The organism is Massilia sp. NP310, from assembly GCF_019443485.1.
In the GTDB taxonomy this organism is placed as follows: domain Bacteria; phylum Pseudomonadota; class Gammaproteobacteria; order Burkholderiales; family Burkholderiaceae_D; genus Telluria; species Telluria timonae.
The window spans coordinates 3567734-3584783 of the sequence record NZ_CP080379.1 but is presented as its reverse complement, the minus strand read 5'-3'; the positions used below and the strand labels follow the sequence as shown (position 1 = coordinate 3584783).

The following is a 17050-nucleotide window of genomic DNA, read 5'->3' as shown; positions in this document are numbered from 1 at the left end:
TATGACGCGCCTGGCCACGGATGACGTTTCCGCCCTCGCCAAGCAGGCGAGCGGGCGCGAAGGGGAGGGCCGCCGCGCCCTGATCACGGGCCTGCGCGGCTTCACCGGCCATTACCTGGCGCAAGAACTCACGGCCGCGGGTTACCGTGTGTTCGGCACCGTGATGCCGGGCGAGGAAACCGGGCCGGATATGTTCGCGGTCGACCTGTGCGACCGTGACGCGGTGGCCGCCATGGTTGCCGAGGCCAGGCCCGACGTCGTGGCCCACCTGGCCGGCATCGCCTTCGTCGGCCATGCCAACGTCGAGGCGATCTACCGCGTCAACGTGGTGGGCACGCGCAACCTGCTGGAGGCATTGGCCGCCGGGGCGCATCGTCCCACCAGCGTGCTGCTGGCGTCGTCGGCAAATATCTACGGCAATGCCAACGTGCCGGTGATCGACGAAAGCGTGCCGCCGGCGCCGGCCAACGACTACGCGGTCAGCAAGCTGGCGATGGAATACATGGCGCGCCTGTGGATGGACAAGCTGCCGATCACGATCGTGCGTCCATTCAATTACACCGGCGTGGGCCAGGCCGAGAATTTCCTGCTGCCCAAGATCGTCAACCACTTCCGCCGCAACGAACAACGCATCGAACTGGGCAACCTCGCCATCGCGCGTGATTTCTCCGACGTGCGCATGGTGGCGCGCAGCTATCGCCGCCTGCTGGCGGCGGCGCCCGCCGGCGAAGCCTTCAACGTCTGCTCGGGCACCCCGCACTCGCTCTCGAGCGTCATCGAGACCATGGGCGAGATCGCCGGCTACCGCATCGACGTGCAGGTGAATCCCGCCTTCGTGCGCGCCAACGACGTGCTTCAACTGACTGGCAGCAATCGCAAGCTGGCCGCCGTGATCGGCGACCTGGCGCCGACCCCGCTGCACGAGACGCTGGACTGGATGTACAGGGCGTGAAACCGGCAGTCATCAAGGTCGGTCTGGGCACGACCATGGTCGAGCCCGGTTTGACCGGTGGCCGGCTGGACGGCATCGGCGTGTACACCCGGGCCCTGATGCAGCACCTGCCCGCAACGGGTTGCGAGGTGGCGCCGTTTTCCTGGCCCCGCCTGCGCCAGGGCGATGCGGGTATCTCCATCGGCCAGGCCTTCCCCCGATCGTTCGAGGCGGCGACCCTGACCGACCTGGTGACGCCCGGCGCGCACCGTGTCCACATGCCGGCCGACATCTTCCACGTGACCGATTACCGCGTGGTGCGCATGGATTGCCCGGTGGTGGCCAGCCTGCACGATGCCCTGCCGATCAAGCATCCGGAATGGTGCAACCCGCGCCTGCGCAAGCTCAAGAACTGGCTCCAGGCCAAGGCGGCGCGCAAGGCTGACCACGTGATCGCGCTGTCGCACTTCGCCATCGACGAACTGGTCGAATGCTTCGGCGTCGACGAGCGGCGCATCTCGGTGGTGCCCTGCGGCGTCGACGAGGAATGGCTCGCCGCACCCGAGCCGCGGGCAGTGGAGGCAACCCTCGATGCCTACGGCCTGCAACCTGGCTATTTCTTCTTCGTTGGCACCCTGCAACCGCGCAAGAATGTCGAACGCCTGCTGGAAGCGTATCTCGCGCTGCCCGCGCCCTTGCGCGGCGAGCGCGGCCTGGTGATCGTCGGCGCGCCCGGCGCGCGCAGCGAAGCCCTGGTGGCGTCGATCAGGGCGGCGCAGGCGGCGGGCGAGGACGTGGTATGGCTGGATCGCTTGACCGACCATGGGCAATTGCGCGACCTGTATGCCGGCGCCGGCGTCTTCGTTTTTCCTTCCTTGTACGAGGGCTATGGCATTCCGGTACTGGAAGCCTTCGCCTCGAACGTGCCGGTGGTGGCCTCGAACACGACCTCGCTGCCGGAAGTCGCGGGCGATGCGGCGCTGCTGGTCGATCCGCTGTCGAGCGGAGCCATCGCCGACGCCATGCGCATCCTGGCCACGGACGGTGTTGCGCGCGCGCGCTGTATCGCCGCCGGACGCGCTCGCGCCGAACAACTGACATGGCAAAACACCGCACGCCTGACGGCGGAGGTGTACCGTGCCGTCCTTTCGCAGTAAGCTGAGCTGATTATGCGTGTCCTTCATTTCTACAAGACCTACCACCCGGATTCGGTGGGCGGGGTCGAACAGGTGATCCGCCAGATGTGCGTGGGCACCGGCCGCCTCGGCGTGAGCAATACGGTGCTGTCGCTGTCGCGCCAGGACAAGCTGGACCCGTTCGAATTCGAAGGCCATATGGTCCATCGCGTGCCGCTCAATGCCGAGATCGCGTCCAACGCCATCTCGGTGCAGTCGATCGGCGCGCTGGCGCGCCTGGCGAAGCAGGCCGACGTGGTGCACTACCACTTCCCCTGGCCGTTCATGGACCTGGCCCATTTCATGGCCCGGGTCGACAAGCCGACGGTGGTCACCTACCACTCCGACATCGTGCGCCAGCGCCACCTGCTGCGCCTGTACCAGCCGCTCAAGCACCGCTTCCTCAAGAGCGTCGACGCGATCGTCGCCACCTCGCCCAACTACCTCGGGTCGTCGACCGTGCTGGCGCGTTACAGGCAAAAAACCTCGGTCATTCCCTTCGGCCTGGACCGCGGCACCTATCCGCAGCCCGAGCCGGCCCGCCTGGCGCACTGGCGCGAGCGCGTGGGTCCGAAGTTCTTCCTGTTCGTGGGCGTGCTGCGCTACTACAAGGGCCTGCACATCCTGCTCGAGGCGGCCAGGGGTCTCGACTATCCGATCGTGATCGTCGGCGCCGGGCCGATCGAGGGAGAGCTCAAGGAACAGGCCGCGCGCCTGGGCCTGTCCAACGTGATGTTCGTCGGGGCGATCGACGAACCGGACAAGGCGGCGCTGCTGACCCTGTGCTATGCCGTGGCTTTCCCGTCTCACCTGCGCTCGGAAGCCTTCGGCATCTCGCTGCTCGAAGGCGCGATGTACGGCAAGCCGATGATCTCGAGCGAGATCGGCACCGGCACCACCTATATCAACGTCGATGGCGACACCGGCCTGGTGGTGCCGCCGTCCGACCCGCAGGCGCTGCGCGCGGCGATGCGCACCTTGTGGGACAACCCGGACATGGCGCGCGCCATGGGCCGGCGCGCCGAGCAGCGCTTCGAAGAGCTGTTCACGTCCGAGCAGATGGCGGCCAACTACACGGCGCTGTACCACGAGCTGGTGGCGCGGCGCGCCGTCAAGCCGAGCGGCACGGTCGCCGACCCGGGGTCAGTCAGGCCGTCTCCGCCCACCTCGACCTGATCTCGCGGATCGCCGGCATCTGGTCGGCGAACAGCTCCACCAGCTGCGGATCGAAGTGGCGGCCCTTCTGTTCACGCAAGAAATTCACCGCTTCTTCTTCGGTCCAGGCCTTCTTGTACGGCCGCACCGAGGTCAGCGCGTCGAACACGTCGGCGATCGCCACGATCCTGCCCACCAGCGGAATATCCTCTCCTGCCAGGCCGTTCGGATAGCCGCTGCCATCGTATTTCTCGTGGTGGGTCAGCGCGATCTGGCGCGCCAGCGCCAGCATGCCGCCATCGTGCTCGCCGATGATCTCGGCGCCGATCGTCACGTGGCCCTGCATGATCTTCCATTCCTCGGCGTCGAGCGGCCCCGGTTTCTGCAGGATGCGGTCGGGGATGCCGATCTTGCCCACGTCGTGCATCGGCGCCGCGTGCAGCAGGTCGTCGGCTTCATGCTCCGTCATGCCGGCGGCGATGCCGAGGATGCGCGAGAAGTGGCTCATGCGGATCACGTGCAGGCCGGTCTCGTTGTCCTTGTACTCGGCCGCCAGGCCCAGGCGCTGCACGATCTCGAGGCGGCTGGCGCGCAGCTCTTCCATCCGCACCAGCGACAGGTGGGTGCGCACGCGCGCGCGCACCACCGGCGGGCTGACCGGCTTGGTGATGTAGTCGACCGCGCCGGCCTCGAAGCCTTCGACTTCGTCGGCGGTCTCGGTCAGGGCGGTGACAAAAATCACCGGGGTCGAGGCGGTGGCGGGGTGCGCCTTGAGGGCGGCGCACACTTCGTAGCCCGACATCCCGGGCATCATCACGTCCAGCAGCACCAGGTCGGGCTGCTCCTGGCGCGCCAGTTCGAGCGCGCGCGCGCCGTCCTTGGCGAACAGCAGGCGGTAGTGGTCCTGCAGGATCTGGCGCAGCAGCTGCAGGTTGCTGGCTTCGTCGTCGACCGCGAGGATCAACGGGCGGGTATTCGGTTGGCTCATGCTGGGGATTCGTTGGAAACGTCGTCAAGCGCCCCATCACCCAGCAGGCCGATGACGGCTTCCAGGTGCCCGAGGGCGAGGTCGAAGTCGAAGTCGGCGATCGCCGACTGGACCTGGGTCACGCGGGTGGCGGCCGGATGCGCCGCCAGCGCCGCGGCCAGGCTGGCCATGGCGCCGTCGTTCAGGGCGCCGCGGCGCAGCGCCTCGAGCAGCACGCCGGCGGCGCGCCGCGCGCGCGCCAGGTCGACCGTGCTGCCCGGCGCGACTGGCGCGGGCGTCGCGGCGACGCTGCGCAGCGCCTCGAGCGCCGCGTCCAGCGCATTGTTCGCCATCACCAGGGCATTGGCGACCTGGCGCGCATCGGTCGGCACCGCGTCGGTGGCCTGCTCCAGGCCGGCCAGGGAGTCGGCCAGCAGCTCGAGGCCGACGTTGGCGGCCGCGCCGCGCACCTTGTGCGCCAACATGCGCAGCTGCTGGTGCTCGCCGCCGGCCGCATGCAGGCGCAGCGCCTGGCCCAGGTCGGCGTACTGGCGGGCGAAGTGCTCGAGCGCCTCGGCATAGGCGTCCTCGCGGTTGCTCCAGCGGTGCAGGCCGGCGCGCCGGTTCAGCACTTCGCGCGCCGCATTGGGCGCGGCATGTGCGTCCGGCGCGCTGCCGGGCAGTCCGAGCACGCGCGCGATTTCGTGCGACAGCGCGAACCAGTCGACCGGCTTGCTGGCGAAACCGTCCATGCCGGCGTCGACGCTGGCCTGGCGGTGTTCGGCCAGCACGCTGGCCGTCATCGCGATCACCGGCAGGCGACTGCGCCCGCTGGCCTGTTCCTGCTCGCGGATCGCGCGGGTGGCGGCCAGGCCGTCCATGGTCGGCATCTGGAAGTCCATCAGCGCCACGTCGAACTCCCCGCTGGCCGCGAGTTCGACCACGGCGGCGCCGTCGCGCACCGCGGTCATGGTGTGGCCGCGGCGCGTCATCAGGAGCTGCATCAGTTCCAGGTTCTGCGGCACGTCGTCGGCCACCAGCACGCGCAGCGGCGGCAGCACGGCGGCGCTGCGCACGCGCGGCGCTTGGCTGGCAAAGCGCGCCAGCACCAGCGGCACCCGCACGTGGAAGGTGGTGCCGCATCCGAGCTCGCTCTCGGCCCAGATCCGGCCGCCCATCAGCTCGACCAGCTGCTTGCTGATCGTGGTGCCGAGGCCCGTGCCGCCGAAGCGGCGCGTCATCGAGGCGTCGGCCTGGGTGAACGGGTCGAAGATGGCGGCCAGGCGCTCGGGCGCGATGCCGATCCCGGTGTCGATCACGGCGATGCACAGCTGGTCGCCTTCGGCGCCGACCTTGAGCGTCACGCTGCCCCTGGCGGTGAACTTGATCGCGTTGTCCAGCAGGTTGGTCAGCACCTGGCGCATGCGCAGCTCGTCGCCGCGCAGGCCGGTCGGCAGCGCCGGATCGTACTGGATGTCCAGGTGCAGGCCCTTGGCGCGGGCGTTCGCGGCCAGGGTCGAGGACAGTTCGTCGATCAGCGACAGCAGGTTGTAGTCGTTCTGTTCCAGCTCCACCGCGCCTTTTTCGAGCTTGGCGGTGTCGAGGATCTCGTTGAGCAGGCGCAGCAGGGCGCGGCCGGCGCTGCGGATGGTGTCCAGGTGGCGCCGCTGCTCCACGTCCAGGTCGCCGTCCAGCAGCACGTCGGTGAAGCCCAGGATCGAATTCATCGGGGTGCGGATCTCGTGGCTCATGTTGGCCACGAAAGTCGCGCGCGCGGCGGCGGCCTGCTCGGCGGTTTCCTTGGCGGCGCGCAGCGCTTCTTCCATCTGGCGGCGCTCGGTGATGTCGAGGATGACGCCGTCCAGCCATTGCACGTCGCCGGCCTCGTCGCGCACCGCGGTGCCGTTTTCCCACAGCCAGCGCACGCCGCCGTCGGCGTGCAGCAGGCGGTATTCGACCAGGTAGGGCCGGCCTTCGCGCAGCGCGGCGCCGGTCGCCTTCGCCACCCGGATGCGGTCTTCGGCATGGATCAGGGCGCCGAACACGCGCCGCGGCGGTTCGCCCAGGAAGTCGGCGGCCGGATAGCCGGTGACGCGCTCGACCGCGTCGCTGATGAAGACCATCGGCCAGTCGCCACTGAGCTTGCTGCGGTAGGAGATGCCGGGGATGTTGCCGATCAGGGAACGGAACTGCTGCTCGCTGTCGCGCAGCGCCCCTTCCATGGCGCGCCGCTCGCTGATGTCGGTGACGAAGCAGACGAACATGTCCTGGTCGCCCAGCTTGGCGTGCCCCATCGCGCCGCGCACCGGCACCAGGCTGCCGTCCTTGCGCAGGCCGAAGGTCTCGGTGCTGGTGTTGACGCCTTCCAGGCTGCCCCGGGACAGCACGTACAGCAGGCCGCGCTCGGACTTGCGGTCATTTTCGTTGAGCAGCACAGCGATGTTGCGGCCGACGATCTCGTCGCGCTTCCAGCCGAAGATGCGCTCGGCCGAGGCGTTGAATTCGGTGATGGCGCCGTCGCGTCCGACCGTGATCACGCCGTCGACGGTGGTGGTGAGCAGCGCGCGCATCCAGGCTTCGCTGCGCGCCAGGCCGAGGTACATCTCGCGGTAGCGCAGCAGGCCATTGGTGGCCACCACGCCCAGCGACAACGCCACCGTGATGAGCGTGATCGACAGCGCCAGGAAGTCGCTGTTGGAACCGTTCAGGCCCAGCGGGTCGACCTCGCCGGAGAAGCGCGCCGCCGCCATGCCGGTGTAGTGCATGCCGGCGATGGCGCAGCCCATCACCACCGCCGCGATCAGCAGGCGGCGCGCATCGGTCATCGACTTGCAGCGCGACAGGCCATGGCGCACGCCCAGCGCCAGCGTGGCCAGCACCACCGCGACCACGATCGACAGCGCGAACATGGCAGGATCGTAGTGGAGGTCGAGGCGCATGCGCATGCCGGCCATGCCGGTGTAGTGCATGGCGCCGATACCGGCGCCGACCAGCACCCCGCCCACCAGCAGGTGCGCCAGGCGCAGCTGGGGACGCGAGATCAGGTTGAGCGCGACCCAGGACGCGCCGATGCTGGGCAGGGCCGACAGCAGGGTGATGCCATGGTCGTAATGGACCGGCGTGCACAGGTTAAAGGCGAGCATGCCGATGAAATGCATCGACCACACGCCGGCGCCCAGCGCCAGGCTGCCGGCGCCGAGCACGATGGCGCGATGCGCGGGATTGCTGCTGGCGCGACCGGTGATCTGCAAGCCCATCCAGGAAGAAAAGATCGCCACCAGCAGCGACAGCACGACCAGGCGTGGCTCATAGACGCCATAGGCGAGCATGGACGGGTCGGTAGGGGCGTTAAATAGTTGCAACATGAATTCGTGGGTAGTCAAGACAGGAGAGTTCTGTCCGTAAGGCATGACCACGAAGTATGGCATTTTCCCGGCTGGAAATGTTGTTGGCGACCGGAATGAACAGACGATTGGCGCGGTTTTGTAGCGCCTGAGCGACCATTTTTGTGCATTCCTTGTTCAAGGATTATGGTCTTGGCATGCCGGAGCGCGCGGGACGGCGCGCCCGGCGAATCGGGCGTCCCGGCGCCGCTTATCGCGTGGCGTCGGCCGGGCCGGGCGGCAGCGTCGCCTCGAAGCTGGCCGGCGGCAGGCCCTGGCACCAGCGGCGCCACATCAGGCGCAGCGCGTGCTCGATGCCGTCGGCGACCCGGGTCATGGAGTCCGACGTGGGTAGCACATAACGTTCGCGCAGAGTGGCGCGCAGCGCCGCCAGCGCCGCCAGGTCGCCGCAGATGGCCAGGCCCTTGGCGACGAAATCGTCGGCGCTGTGCGCGACGAAATGGTGCAGCCCGCAATGCTCGAGGAAGCAGGCGGTTTGTCGTCCGGTCACGGTGCCTGCGTCCAGGGTCAGGGTCGGCACGCCCATCCAGCCGGCGTGCATGGTCGTGGTGCCGCCCGGGTACGGGAAGGTGTCGAGGCACAGGTCGACCTGCTGGTGCAGCTTCAGGTAATCGTTCAGCCCGATGCGGCCATGGAAGTCGACCCGGTGCGCGGCGATGCCTTCGTGGTCCAGCCAGGCGCGCAGCTGGGCATGGTCGTGCTGTTCCGGCATGCCGCCTACCAGCAGCCGCGCATCGGGCAGCGCGCGCAGCAGCATCCCCCAGGCCTTGATCACTTCGCTGTTGAACTTGCTGAGACGGTTGAAGCTGCCGAACGTGACGTAGCCGTTGGCCAGGGCGGGCAACGGGCCGACGTCGGGCGCGCCGGCCACCGGCTCGAAGGGTATCAACAGCGGCAACTGCACCAGTTTTTCCACGAACAGGTGGTCATACTGTCCGTGAGGCAGGAATTTTCGGTCGACCAGGTAGTAATCCATCGCCGCCAGGCCGGTGGTGCCGGGATAGCCGATCCAGGACGCCTGGACCGGCGCCAGCCGGCGCGCGAAGGCGGGCAGCCGATTGAAGGCGGTGTGGCCCGACAGGTCGATCAGGATGTCGATGCCGTCGGCGCGCACCTGCCGCTCCAGTTCCTCATCGTCGAGCGCGGCGACATCGCGCCAATGGGGCAGGTGGCCACGCAGGCGTTCGGTGACCGCGTCGACCAGGGTATGGTTGTAGTAGGCATGCAGCGTCAGCCCGGGGCGTTGCCCGAGGCGCTCGAAGACCGGTTCGATGAAGGAGGCGACCGCGTGGTTGCGAAGGTCGCCCGACACGAAGCCGACGCGCAGGCGCCGCTCCGGCTCCGGTGTGTTGTCCAGGGCGGCGGGCGGCGCGGTCCTTTGTTCGACCAGCCTGCCGTACAACCGGTGCTCGGCGAACAGTGCGTCCGGCGCAAGCCCGGGCATTTCGCTCAGGCAGAACAGCATATTGCTGTGGGCATCGGTCTGCTCCGGATTTCGCTCCAACAAGTCGCGATAGACGGCCACCGCTTCGACCAGCCGGCCCTGGGTCTGCAGGATCAGCGCAAGCGTGATGGCCGCCTTTTCATGCCGCGGATCGAGCGCCAGCGCCGCGTTGGCGTTGGCCTGCGCCTCGGACAGCCGTCCACGCTCGGCCAGGGTGATGGCCAGGTGGTTGTGGGCATCCACGTTGCCGGGGCGCAGCGCCAGGGCGCGCCGCAGCACGTTCTCCGATTCGTCGAGCCGGTTGGCGCGCATCAAGAGCATGCCCAGGTTGCTGAGCGTTTCGGCATCGTCGGGGTCGAACCTGGCCGACATGGCCATGGCATTCAGGGCCCCATGCGCGTCGCCGCGCCGATGATAAATGCCACCCAATAATTTCCAGCCGAATGAGTGCTGGGGGAAGCGCTCGACGAGCGCACGCGCGGCGTGCTCCGCTTCCTCGTTGCGTCCCTGGGCGAACAAGGCGGCGGCGGCGTCGATCTCGCTGCTATCGGGCGCGCCCGAGCTGGCCAGCTGCCGTTCGATGTCGTCGATCGCCAGACCTTGCAGGCCGTGGGTCCGGCCGAGCTGAAGCAGTTCAGCGGCGGCGGCGAACTGGCGCGCCTCGATCAGGGCGGCGAGATAGGCCAGCCAGTGCGCCTCCTGGCCGGGGTCGGCTTCCAGGGCGGCGGCGAAATGCGGGATCGCCGTCTCGGCATCGCCGGCGCGGCTGGCCAGCACGCCCACGGCGTGGTGGGCGCCGGCGTGGCCGGGCTGGAGGTCGAGCACCGCCCCGTACAGGGCCAGCGCCTGCTCGAGGTTGCCCGCTTCGGTTTCGTGGTGTGCGGCCTGCATGGCCTGGTCGACGATCTGGAGGACGTCGGCGCTGGGGGGGAGCGTGCTCATGGCGCTACATTAGGGTAAGACGCGGGCGGGGGTCAAGGAGAGGGCATGCGCGGGCTGGATAACAAAAAACCCGCTGGTCCGGGGAAGGACGCGGGTTTCAAGCTTGGTTAGGTTGGTGCCTCCGGCCGGAATCTGAAATCCATAATAATCAGATGCTTAGTGGATCGGTGCGTAATTTTGGGGAGTGGTTATTTGCCGACGATTCCAACTCCAACCTTCACCAAGGTTTGCTCGATGAAAGCTGCAGATACCCTTTACTTATGTCTCTCCCAAATAATAAAGTGACAACTAGCGTGACACAGGGGATCGTCAGATGTGACCCCGCGACTGACCCCTGTAATGGGTTTGCTTCACGGATGGATAGGGCTCCCTGCAAGCGGGCAACCCTCACGCGATCATGCATTTGGCGCGTTGCTGCGCTCATTTCACTATCGATCAGGGGCGGACGACCTATCCTGCCTATGCCGACACTTGAGTCGCATCACAGGACACAGCACTCGTAATTCTACGCAACGAATTTTCTTGTTAAAAAGAAATCATGTCTGTACACTCCCCGTCGATACTGCGATAGCGATGTCACATGGTCTGGCGTGCTTTCGATAGAAATGCGGCTATCTCGGTCTTTCCTCAGCATGAACAAAAATGTTCGAGGGTCGATTGGGCCATCTAACCCGCGAAGGGGGAACTGTGCAAAATACAAATACATCAGGCAGCAGCCATCTGGCGAGTGGTCAGCAATTGGACTACTTGGACGGATGGCGGGGAATCGCTATTTCACTACTGCTGGTCGGACATTTCTTTCCCTACTGGCAACTCAAATTTTGTGGAACTGCTGGCGTGCATTTTTTCTTTGTTTTGTCGGGTTTCCTTATGGCAAAGCAGCTTTTCCTACACGAAACCCCGCTTCCGACGTTCTATAAGCGACGAATTTCGAGGATTTTCCCCGCTCTATATGCCTTTATCGCGATAACGATTATTTCCTATTTGATCGCGGGACTTCCTGTGTCGTGGGGGACGGCACTAGGCGCTACCGCGCTCATAAGAAATTATTATCCTGTCGGATTCGGAAATGCGCTTCCTTTCGATCATATATGGTCACTGTCGGTCGAAGAGCACAGCTATATAGTATTATCGGCGCTTGTGATTTTTTTTCCAAGTAAAATCGAGAGACAACGGATTGCACTGGGAATGCTTTCATTCTGCTGCATCATCATGGCAGCGGTATATACGATAAAATTTTCCGGCCCTGCGCTTTACCGCGAGAAGTTGATCCACACGGAAGTTGCCGCGTTCGGCATCTTCTTCTCCGGATTTTTGCTTCTATGCCTGCGAAACGGGATTAATAGATCGATCCCGCCCTTCGTTTTTTATACGCTACCGATCATTGCGATAGTAACTTATAGCACAAGTGCTCCACCCGCAGTGACTATGGTGGTCGGCCTGGTCTCGCTGGCGCTGACAGTAAACATTCTCCATAAAGCACCTGAGTGGATGCTGCGAGCCCTTTCGCTTCCCGCACTGCGCAAGCTTGGGTTATGGTCATATTCACTGTACTTATGGCAACAGCCATTTTATGCACTGAAGAATAAAGGACTAATTTCAACTTCGGCTGCGTTTCTTTTGGCATTGCTTGCCGGAGTATTGTCGTATTATCTAATTGAGGCGCCCGCCAGGAACTACTTGAATAGCACCTGGGCGCGGAAGAAGAAACCGGAAAATGCTACTCCCTTTATTTCAGATGCTTTACTTGCTGTTCGGAAAAACGAACATGACGATGTCGATAGAGAAGTGATGCCCCGTAGCGTGCCATGAGTTGACGAGGACGCGTTTGCTGCTCGGATCGATTCGAATCCTAGTAGTCAATTCCCGTCTGATCATAGACGCATTTAACGAATAGCTAGGGCTATTCTCTATGCCAGTCATTGAGTGCCAGCATCGACGTTTTCCTGCCAGTGGCCTGTTGTGGAATCTGGTGGTCGTACAGCTTCAGATAGTTCAGCAACACATCCGGAGGGTCACATCCGGAGGGTCACGTCTGACAATCGGACATGGCCTCTACAGTAATCCCGGGTATTGGGCAATAACTGCTGAGCCCGTGTCCGATTGTCAGACGTGCTCCTGTCGCTTTTTGGTGGGCGGGATGGCGTTTGCGATCCGCTTGCCGCTAGCACATCCGGAGGGTCACGTCTGACAATCGGACATGGCCTCTACAGTAATCCCGGGTATTGGGCAATAACTGCTGAGCCCGTGTCCGATTGTCAGACGTGCTCCTGTCGCTTTTTGGTGGGCGGGATGGCGTTTGCGATCCGCTTGCCGCTAGTGGCACATCGTACGCTAGCAAGCGGCCCAGCTTGAAAAGCAAAAAACCCGCTCTTCCGAAGAAGTGTGCGGGTTTCGCTAATACTGTCTATCAGTGGTGCCTCCGGCCGGAATCGAACCGGCACGCCTTTCGGCGCTTGATTTTGAGTCAAGTGCGTCTACCAATTCCGCCACAGAGGCCCAATAGCAGGCGCGAATCTTAGCACATGGCGCACACAACTGACCAGTGTGCGAAAGAAATTGGCACAACGCGGCTTCAACTCACCCCTGCGCACGCAGCCAAGCCAGGCCCGGCGCAATGGCTCAGCGCGCGATCCGATGCTGCAACAACCGCAAGCTCCCCACCGGCCCGACGATCTCCAGCACGTGCTCGCGCACCGCGACATTGATCGCGCCTTCTTGCCCGCGCAGCCAGGGGCGCGGACGGAAGTAGCGGATGCTGGTGCTGTCGGTCGCGGTACGCCGGTAGCCCAGCGCGCCGAGCGCTTCGTCGAGCGTGCTGATCATGTAGTGGGCATCGAAGCGGGTGCGCATCTCGAAGCGGCCAGGCCCGAGCATCCAGACGGGCAGCAGACCGCCCACGATGGCCGGCAGCACCAGGTAGGGCAACGGCGTGTCGGAGTCGATCACATGCTGCGCCAGCACCAGCAGCGGCAGCCCGCCCAGCAGGGTCAGCGCCCAGGGCAGGGATTGGCGCCAGGTGTCGATGCGCCGTAGAAACCCGGGTCGCTCCCGGACGCGTACGATTTCTGAAAACGTCACACTCTTCATGGTGATCTCTCCCTCACAGCATCTTGTGCAACGGTCCATGTTGACGCCTCAATTTATAGTGACGCAACACCCCATTCAGCCCGGTAATTGATCTGCATCGACTCGCCCATTGTGACGAGCGGCCCCCGGCCGGTGCTTGACTCCGCGCAAACACGCATCCTTTGCAAACAGGTTCTCATATTGGCAACACATGCCGCGCACAGGTGAAGTTCGTTGCCTGCAAGCTCCTTAAAACGAACAAGCCGCACGGTGTGCGGCTTGTCGAGGTGCATGCTTTTTACTGGGTACGGCGGAACACCCTGAAGCGCTCATCGCGGTCCGAGGCGCGCCGGCCTTCCCACAGCGGGATCGTATTGCGCACGCCCCATTTGCGCAGCAGCGCGCGGTCATTGCGGCTGCGCAGGCTGTCCTGCAGCAGCACGTAGTCGCACTTGCCGCCGGCCAGGGTGACGAAAGGCAGGCGTCCGTAAAAGGCCAGCGAGGCGCGCTGGGCCGGGCCGACATTGGTCTCGATGCAGTCGGTGTCGGCCGGCAGGCGCGCCGCGATCTGCTGGGCCACGCCGGCGTAGCTCTTGCCGTAGTTCAGGTCGGGCAGGAACAGAGTCATCAACAGCACCCACAGCAGGATCAGGCCGCCGGACGACAGCACCACCGCGCGCCACAGCACCGCCGGCTGGCGCGACAGGCGCCAGTGCACCAGCATCACCCAGCCGACGCTGGCGGCGGCGGCCACGGTGAAGGTGACGATGCCGATTTCGGGCGTGAAGCCGGGCACCAGCTTGAGCGCGTTCTTGGCCAGCTGGGCCGGCCAGCCGGTCAGCTTGGCGATCCAGAACAGCCAGATGGTGGCGCCCAGCATGGTCAGCACCATCACCGAGAACCAGTCGATGGCGTTGATCGCGCCGCGCTTCATGGTCGGCAGGCCGAAGGCGGCCATCAGGGCCAGCGGCGGCAGCATCTTGAGGAAGTCGCTGTTCTCGGGCACCGGGTCGCACAGCAGTTGCAGCACCAGGGCCAGGAAGAAGAACACCGGCAGCACGATGTGCAGCATCTGCTGCTGGCGGCGCCAGGCCCAGACCGCCCAGATCGCGAAGGGCCAGGCCGGCCAGAAGAACCAGACACCGATGCGGAAGAAGGTCTTCACCGCCACCCAGCCGGGCAGGCCGAACTGCTCCGCGTTCCAGGCCAGCCAGTCGGCCACCGGCGGCAGGCCATACGGCTGCACGACGACGGCGGGCAGGATCCACACCAGGGTCAGGCCGAAGCCGACGCCGGCCGCCACCAGCAGGTGGCGCAGCGCTTGGCCGGCCGGCATGTCGAGGTAGCGGGTGCAGGCGAACAGGGCCACGATCAGCACCAGCGGCGGCAGGAAGCCCTGGGTCAGGGTCAGGGCGCCCAGGGCGACGCCGACCAGCACCGCATTGCGGGTGCTGGTGTGCTCGACGTAGCGCACGGCGCGGTACAGGAAATAGGCCAGCAGCGCGCCCTGCAGGGTCGCGGCCAGGGTCAGGTGGCTTTGCAGCAGCAGGCCAAGGCTGCCGAGGTAGATCAGGACGGCGGTGTCGCCCAGCGTGCGGCCATAGTCGTCGGGCTCGGGCTGGCCGCCGAAGGCCAGGCGCAGCGGCTGCGCCTCGGCGCGCCGGCCAAGGTGGAAGGCGGTGTACCACAGCGACATCGTGCCCAGCACGAAGATGCCGATGGTCGAGACGCGCGCGGCCAGCACGTCGCCCAGGATCCAGCCGAACAGCTTGATGCAGATGGCGCCCAGCCAGAAGGCCAGCGGGCCCTCGTCGACGCTGGCCAGGCCGGCAATGTTCGGGTACAGCCAGTCATCCAGGCCACCGTGCGCCATGGTCCACATGATGCCGAAGCTGCCCGCGTCTTCCTTCCACAAATCACGGCCGATGATGCCGGGCAGGATGTACAGCATGCCCAGCGCAAGCAGGGCCCAGCGGGGCAGCGCCAGGGTGGCGGCGGCGGGGAGACGGACTGGTTTCATCGGCGAATCTGATGGATAAAATAAAGCGCAGTATAGCTGCGAAAAAAAAGAAGCCGGGCAGGCCGGCTTCTTTCGCGAAGCCCGAAGGCTTCGAAGATTCTACTGCGGCAATTAGCCGTTGGCGACCGAGGTCTTCGAGCCGACCGAACCGAACTTCTGGCGGAACTTCTCGACGCGGCCAGCGGTGTCGACGATCTTGTGCTTGCCGGTGAAGAACGGGTGCGATTCAGCGGACACCTCGATCTTGACCAGTGGGTATTCTTTACCTTCGTGGGTGATCGTTTCGCGGGTGTTGATGGTCGAACGGGTCACGAATTTGAAGTCGCACGACAGGTCGTGGAAGACGACTTCGCGGTAATCTGGATGGGTATCGGTCTTCATGGTTCTGCTTTCTATTGAGTTGGTAGCCAAACAGCACTTCGTCGGTCGAACAGCTTCTTGACCCGATTGCCGATCACTTGCCAGGGGTTGGACTGAACCGGAGATTATAAAGCGGTTTCCGGCGTCAGGCAATGCCAAACAAAAAGGCAGCCCGAAGGCTGCCTCTGCACGCGTTGCGCTGGGGCTGGTCAGCCGCCGCGGCGCATCATGTCGAAGAATTCGACATTGTTCTTGGTCGCGCGCATCTTGTCGAGGATGAACTCCATCGCCTCGATCTCGTCCATCGAGTACAGCAGCTTGCGCAGGATCCAGATCTTCTGCAGCTGATCCGGCTTGATCAGCAGCTCTTCGCGGCGGGTGCCCGATTTGTTCAGGTTGATCGCCGGATAGACGCGCTTCTCGGCCAGGCGGCGCTCCAGGTGCACCTCCATATTGCCGGTGCCCTTGAATTCTTCGTAGATCACGTCGTCCATGCGCGAGCCGGTCTCGATCAGCGCGGTCGCGACGATGGTCAGCGAGCCGCCTTCCTCGACGTTACGGGCGGCGCCGAAGAAGCGCTTCGGACGCTGCAGCGCGTTGGCGTCGACACCACCGGTCAGCACCTTGCCCGAGGCCGGGATCACGGTGTTGTAGGCGCGCGCCAGGCGGGTGATCGAATCCAGCAGGATGACCACGTCCTTCTTCATTTCGACCAGGCGCTTGGCTTTCTCGAGCACCATCTCGGCGACCTGCACGTGGCGGGTGGCCGGTTCGTCGAAGGTCGAGGCGACGACTTCGCCGCGCACCGAACGCTGCATCTCGGTCACTTCTTCCGGACGTTCGTCGATCAAGAGCACGATCAGGGTGACGTCGGGGTGGTTCGCGGTGATCGCATGCGCGATGTGCTGCAGCATGACCGATTTGCCGGACTTCGGCGACGCCACCAGCAGGCCGCGCTGGCCCTTGCCGATCGGCGAGATCAGGTCGACGATGCGGCCAGTGATGTTCTCGGCGCCGTTCATGTCGCGCTCCAGGCGCAGCGGCTCGTTCGGGTGCAGCGGGGTCAGGTTTTCGAACAGGATGCGGTGCTTCGAGGCTTCCGGCGATTCGCCGTTGACCTTGTCGACCTTGACCAGTGCGAAGTAACGCTCGCCGTCCTTCGGCGTACGCACTTCACCTTCGATCGAGTCACCCGTATGCAAGTTGAAACGACGGATCTGCGACGGCGAGATATAGATGTCGTCGGTCGAAGCCATGTAGCTCGCGTCCGGCGAGCGCAGGAAACCGAAACCGTCAGGCAAGACCTCGAGGGCGCCGTCGCCGAAGATCTGTTCGCCCTGCTTCGCGCGCTTCTTCAGGATCGCGAACATCAGTTCCTGTTTGCGCAGGCGGGCTGCGTTGTCGATGTCGAGGCCGATTGCCATTTCCAACAGCGCGGAAACGTGCATCGCCTTCAGTTCAGATAAATGCATGTGTGTGGGTGACCCGTGACGGGTGAATATGGTAGGGGAGGGGACTGCGTGGGTTAATCAAGGCGGGAGGGTGACTCCCGGCCAATATTGTGACTGCGTGGCGACTGCGCG

At 64.8% G+C, this 17050-nt stretch carries 11 protein-coding genes and 1 tRNA gene; 4 read left to right on the top strand and 8 right to left on the bottom strand.

Annotation, left to right across the window (positions count from 1 at the left end; all coding sequences use genetic code 11):
• Position 1 precedes the first annotated feature (1 nt).
• Genes KY496_RS15740 through KY496_RS15730 form a run of 3 tightly spaced genes read left to right on the top strand, consistent with a single transcriptional unit; the run spans position 2 to position 3282 of the window.
• A complete protein-coding gene (locus tag KY496_RS15740; protein WP_083415275.1) occupies positions 2-952 on the top strand; it encodes a GDP-mannose 4,6-dehydratase in 951 nt (316 codons plus the stop codon).
• Complete coding sequence (locus KY496_RS15735) at positions 949-2088, top strand: glycosyltransferase family 1 protein (protein ID WP_229520287.1); 1140 nt, start codon at positions 949-951, stop codon at positions 2086-2088. The genes KY496_RS15740 and KY496_RS15735 overlap by 4 nt, the downstream gene beginning before the upstream one ends.
• Before the next feature lie 12 nt (positions 2089-2100).
• Positions 2101-3282 carry a glycosyltransferase family 4 protein gene (locus KY496_RS15730; RefSeq protein ID WP_005665059.1) on the top strand — a complete coding sequence of 394 codons (1182 nt, stop codon included), beginning with the start codon at positions 2101-2103 and terminating at the stop codon, positions 3280-3282.
• Here the strand turns inward: KY496_RS15730 and KY496_RS15725 are convergent.
• The 3 genes from KY496_RS15725 to KY496_RS15715 all read right to left on the bottom strand — a co-directional run bounded on the left by KY496_RS15725 (position 3254) and on the right by KY496_RS15715 (position 10018).
• Complete coding sequence (locus tag KY496_RS15725; protein ID WP_005665061.1) at positions 3254-4249, bottom strand: two-component system response regulator; 996 nt, start codon at positions 4247-4249, stop codon at positions 3254-3256. The genes KY496_RS15730 and KY496_RS15725 overlap by 29 nt on opposite strands.
• Positions 4246-7593, bottom strand: a complete 3348-nt coding sequence (locus KY496_RS15720) for an MHYT domain-containing protein (RefSeq protein WP_229520286.1) — start codon at positions 7591-7593, stop codon at positions 4246-4248. The genes KY496_RS15725 and KY496_RS15720 overlap by 4 nt, the downstream gene beginning before the upstream one ends.
• A 229-nt stretch (positions 7594-7822) precedes the next feature.
• On the bottom strand, positions 7823-10018 hold the full coding sequence (locus KY496_RS15715; RefSeq protein ID WP_219861455.1) for a tetratricopeptide repeat protein: 2196 nt from the start codon (positions 10016-10018) through the stop codon (positions 7823-7825).
• A gap of 657 nt (positions 10019-10675) precedes the next feature.
• Here KY496_RS15715 and KY496_RS15710 point away from each other — a divergent pair.
• Positions 10676-11830, top strand: a complete 1155-nt coding sequence (locus KY496_RS15710) for an acyltransferase (RefSeq protein WP_219861453.1) — start codon at positions 10676-10678, stop codon at positions 11828-11830.
• A gap of 602 nt (positions 11831-12432) precedes the next feature.
• Here KY496_RS15710 and KY496_RS15705 read toward each other — a convergent pair.
• The 5 genes from KY496_RS15705 to rho form a co-directional block, all read right to left on the bottom strand.
• Positions 12433-12517: transfer RNA gene (locus KY496_RS15705), tRNA-Leu, on the bottom strand.
• A 123-nt stretch (positions 12518-12640) separates the two neighbouring features.
• Positions 12641-13108 carry a hypothetical protein gene (locus KY496_RS15700; protein ID WP_184236721.1) on the bottom strand — a complete coding sequence of 156 codons (468 nt, stop codon included), beginning with the start codon at positions 13106-13108 and terminating at the stop codon, positions 12641-12643.
• 277 nt (positions 13109-13385) lie between these two features.
• A complete protein-coding gene (locus KY496_RS15695; RefSeq protein ID WP_219861451.1) occupies positions 13386-15107 on the bottom strand; it encodes a glycosyltransferase family 39 protein in 1722 nt (573 codons plus the stop codon).
• A gap of 111 nt (positions 15108-15218) precedes the next feature.
• Positions 15219-15488, bottom strand: a complete 270-nt coding sequence (locus KY496_RS15690) for a type B 50S ribosomal protein L31 (RefSeq protein ID WP_005665079.1) — start codon at positions 15486-15488, stop codon at positions 15219-15221.
• Between the two features lie 188 nt (positions 15489-15676).
• Positions 15677-16939, bottom strand: coding sequence for a transcription termination factor Rho (rho, locus tag KY496_RS15685; RefSeq protein ID WP_005665081.1), 1263 nt, complete (start codon positions 16937-16939; stop codon positions 15677-15679).
• Positions 16940-17050 lie beyond the last annotated feature (111 nt).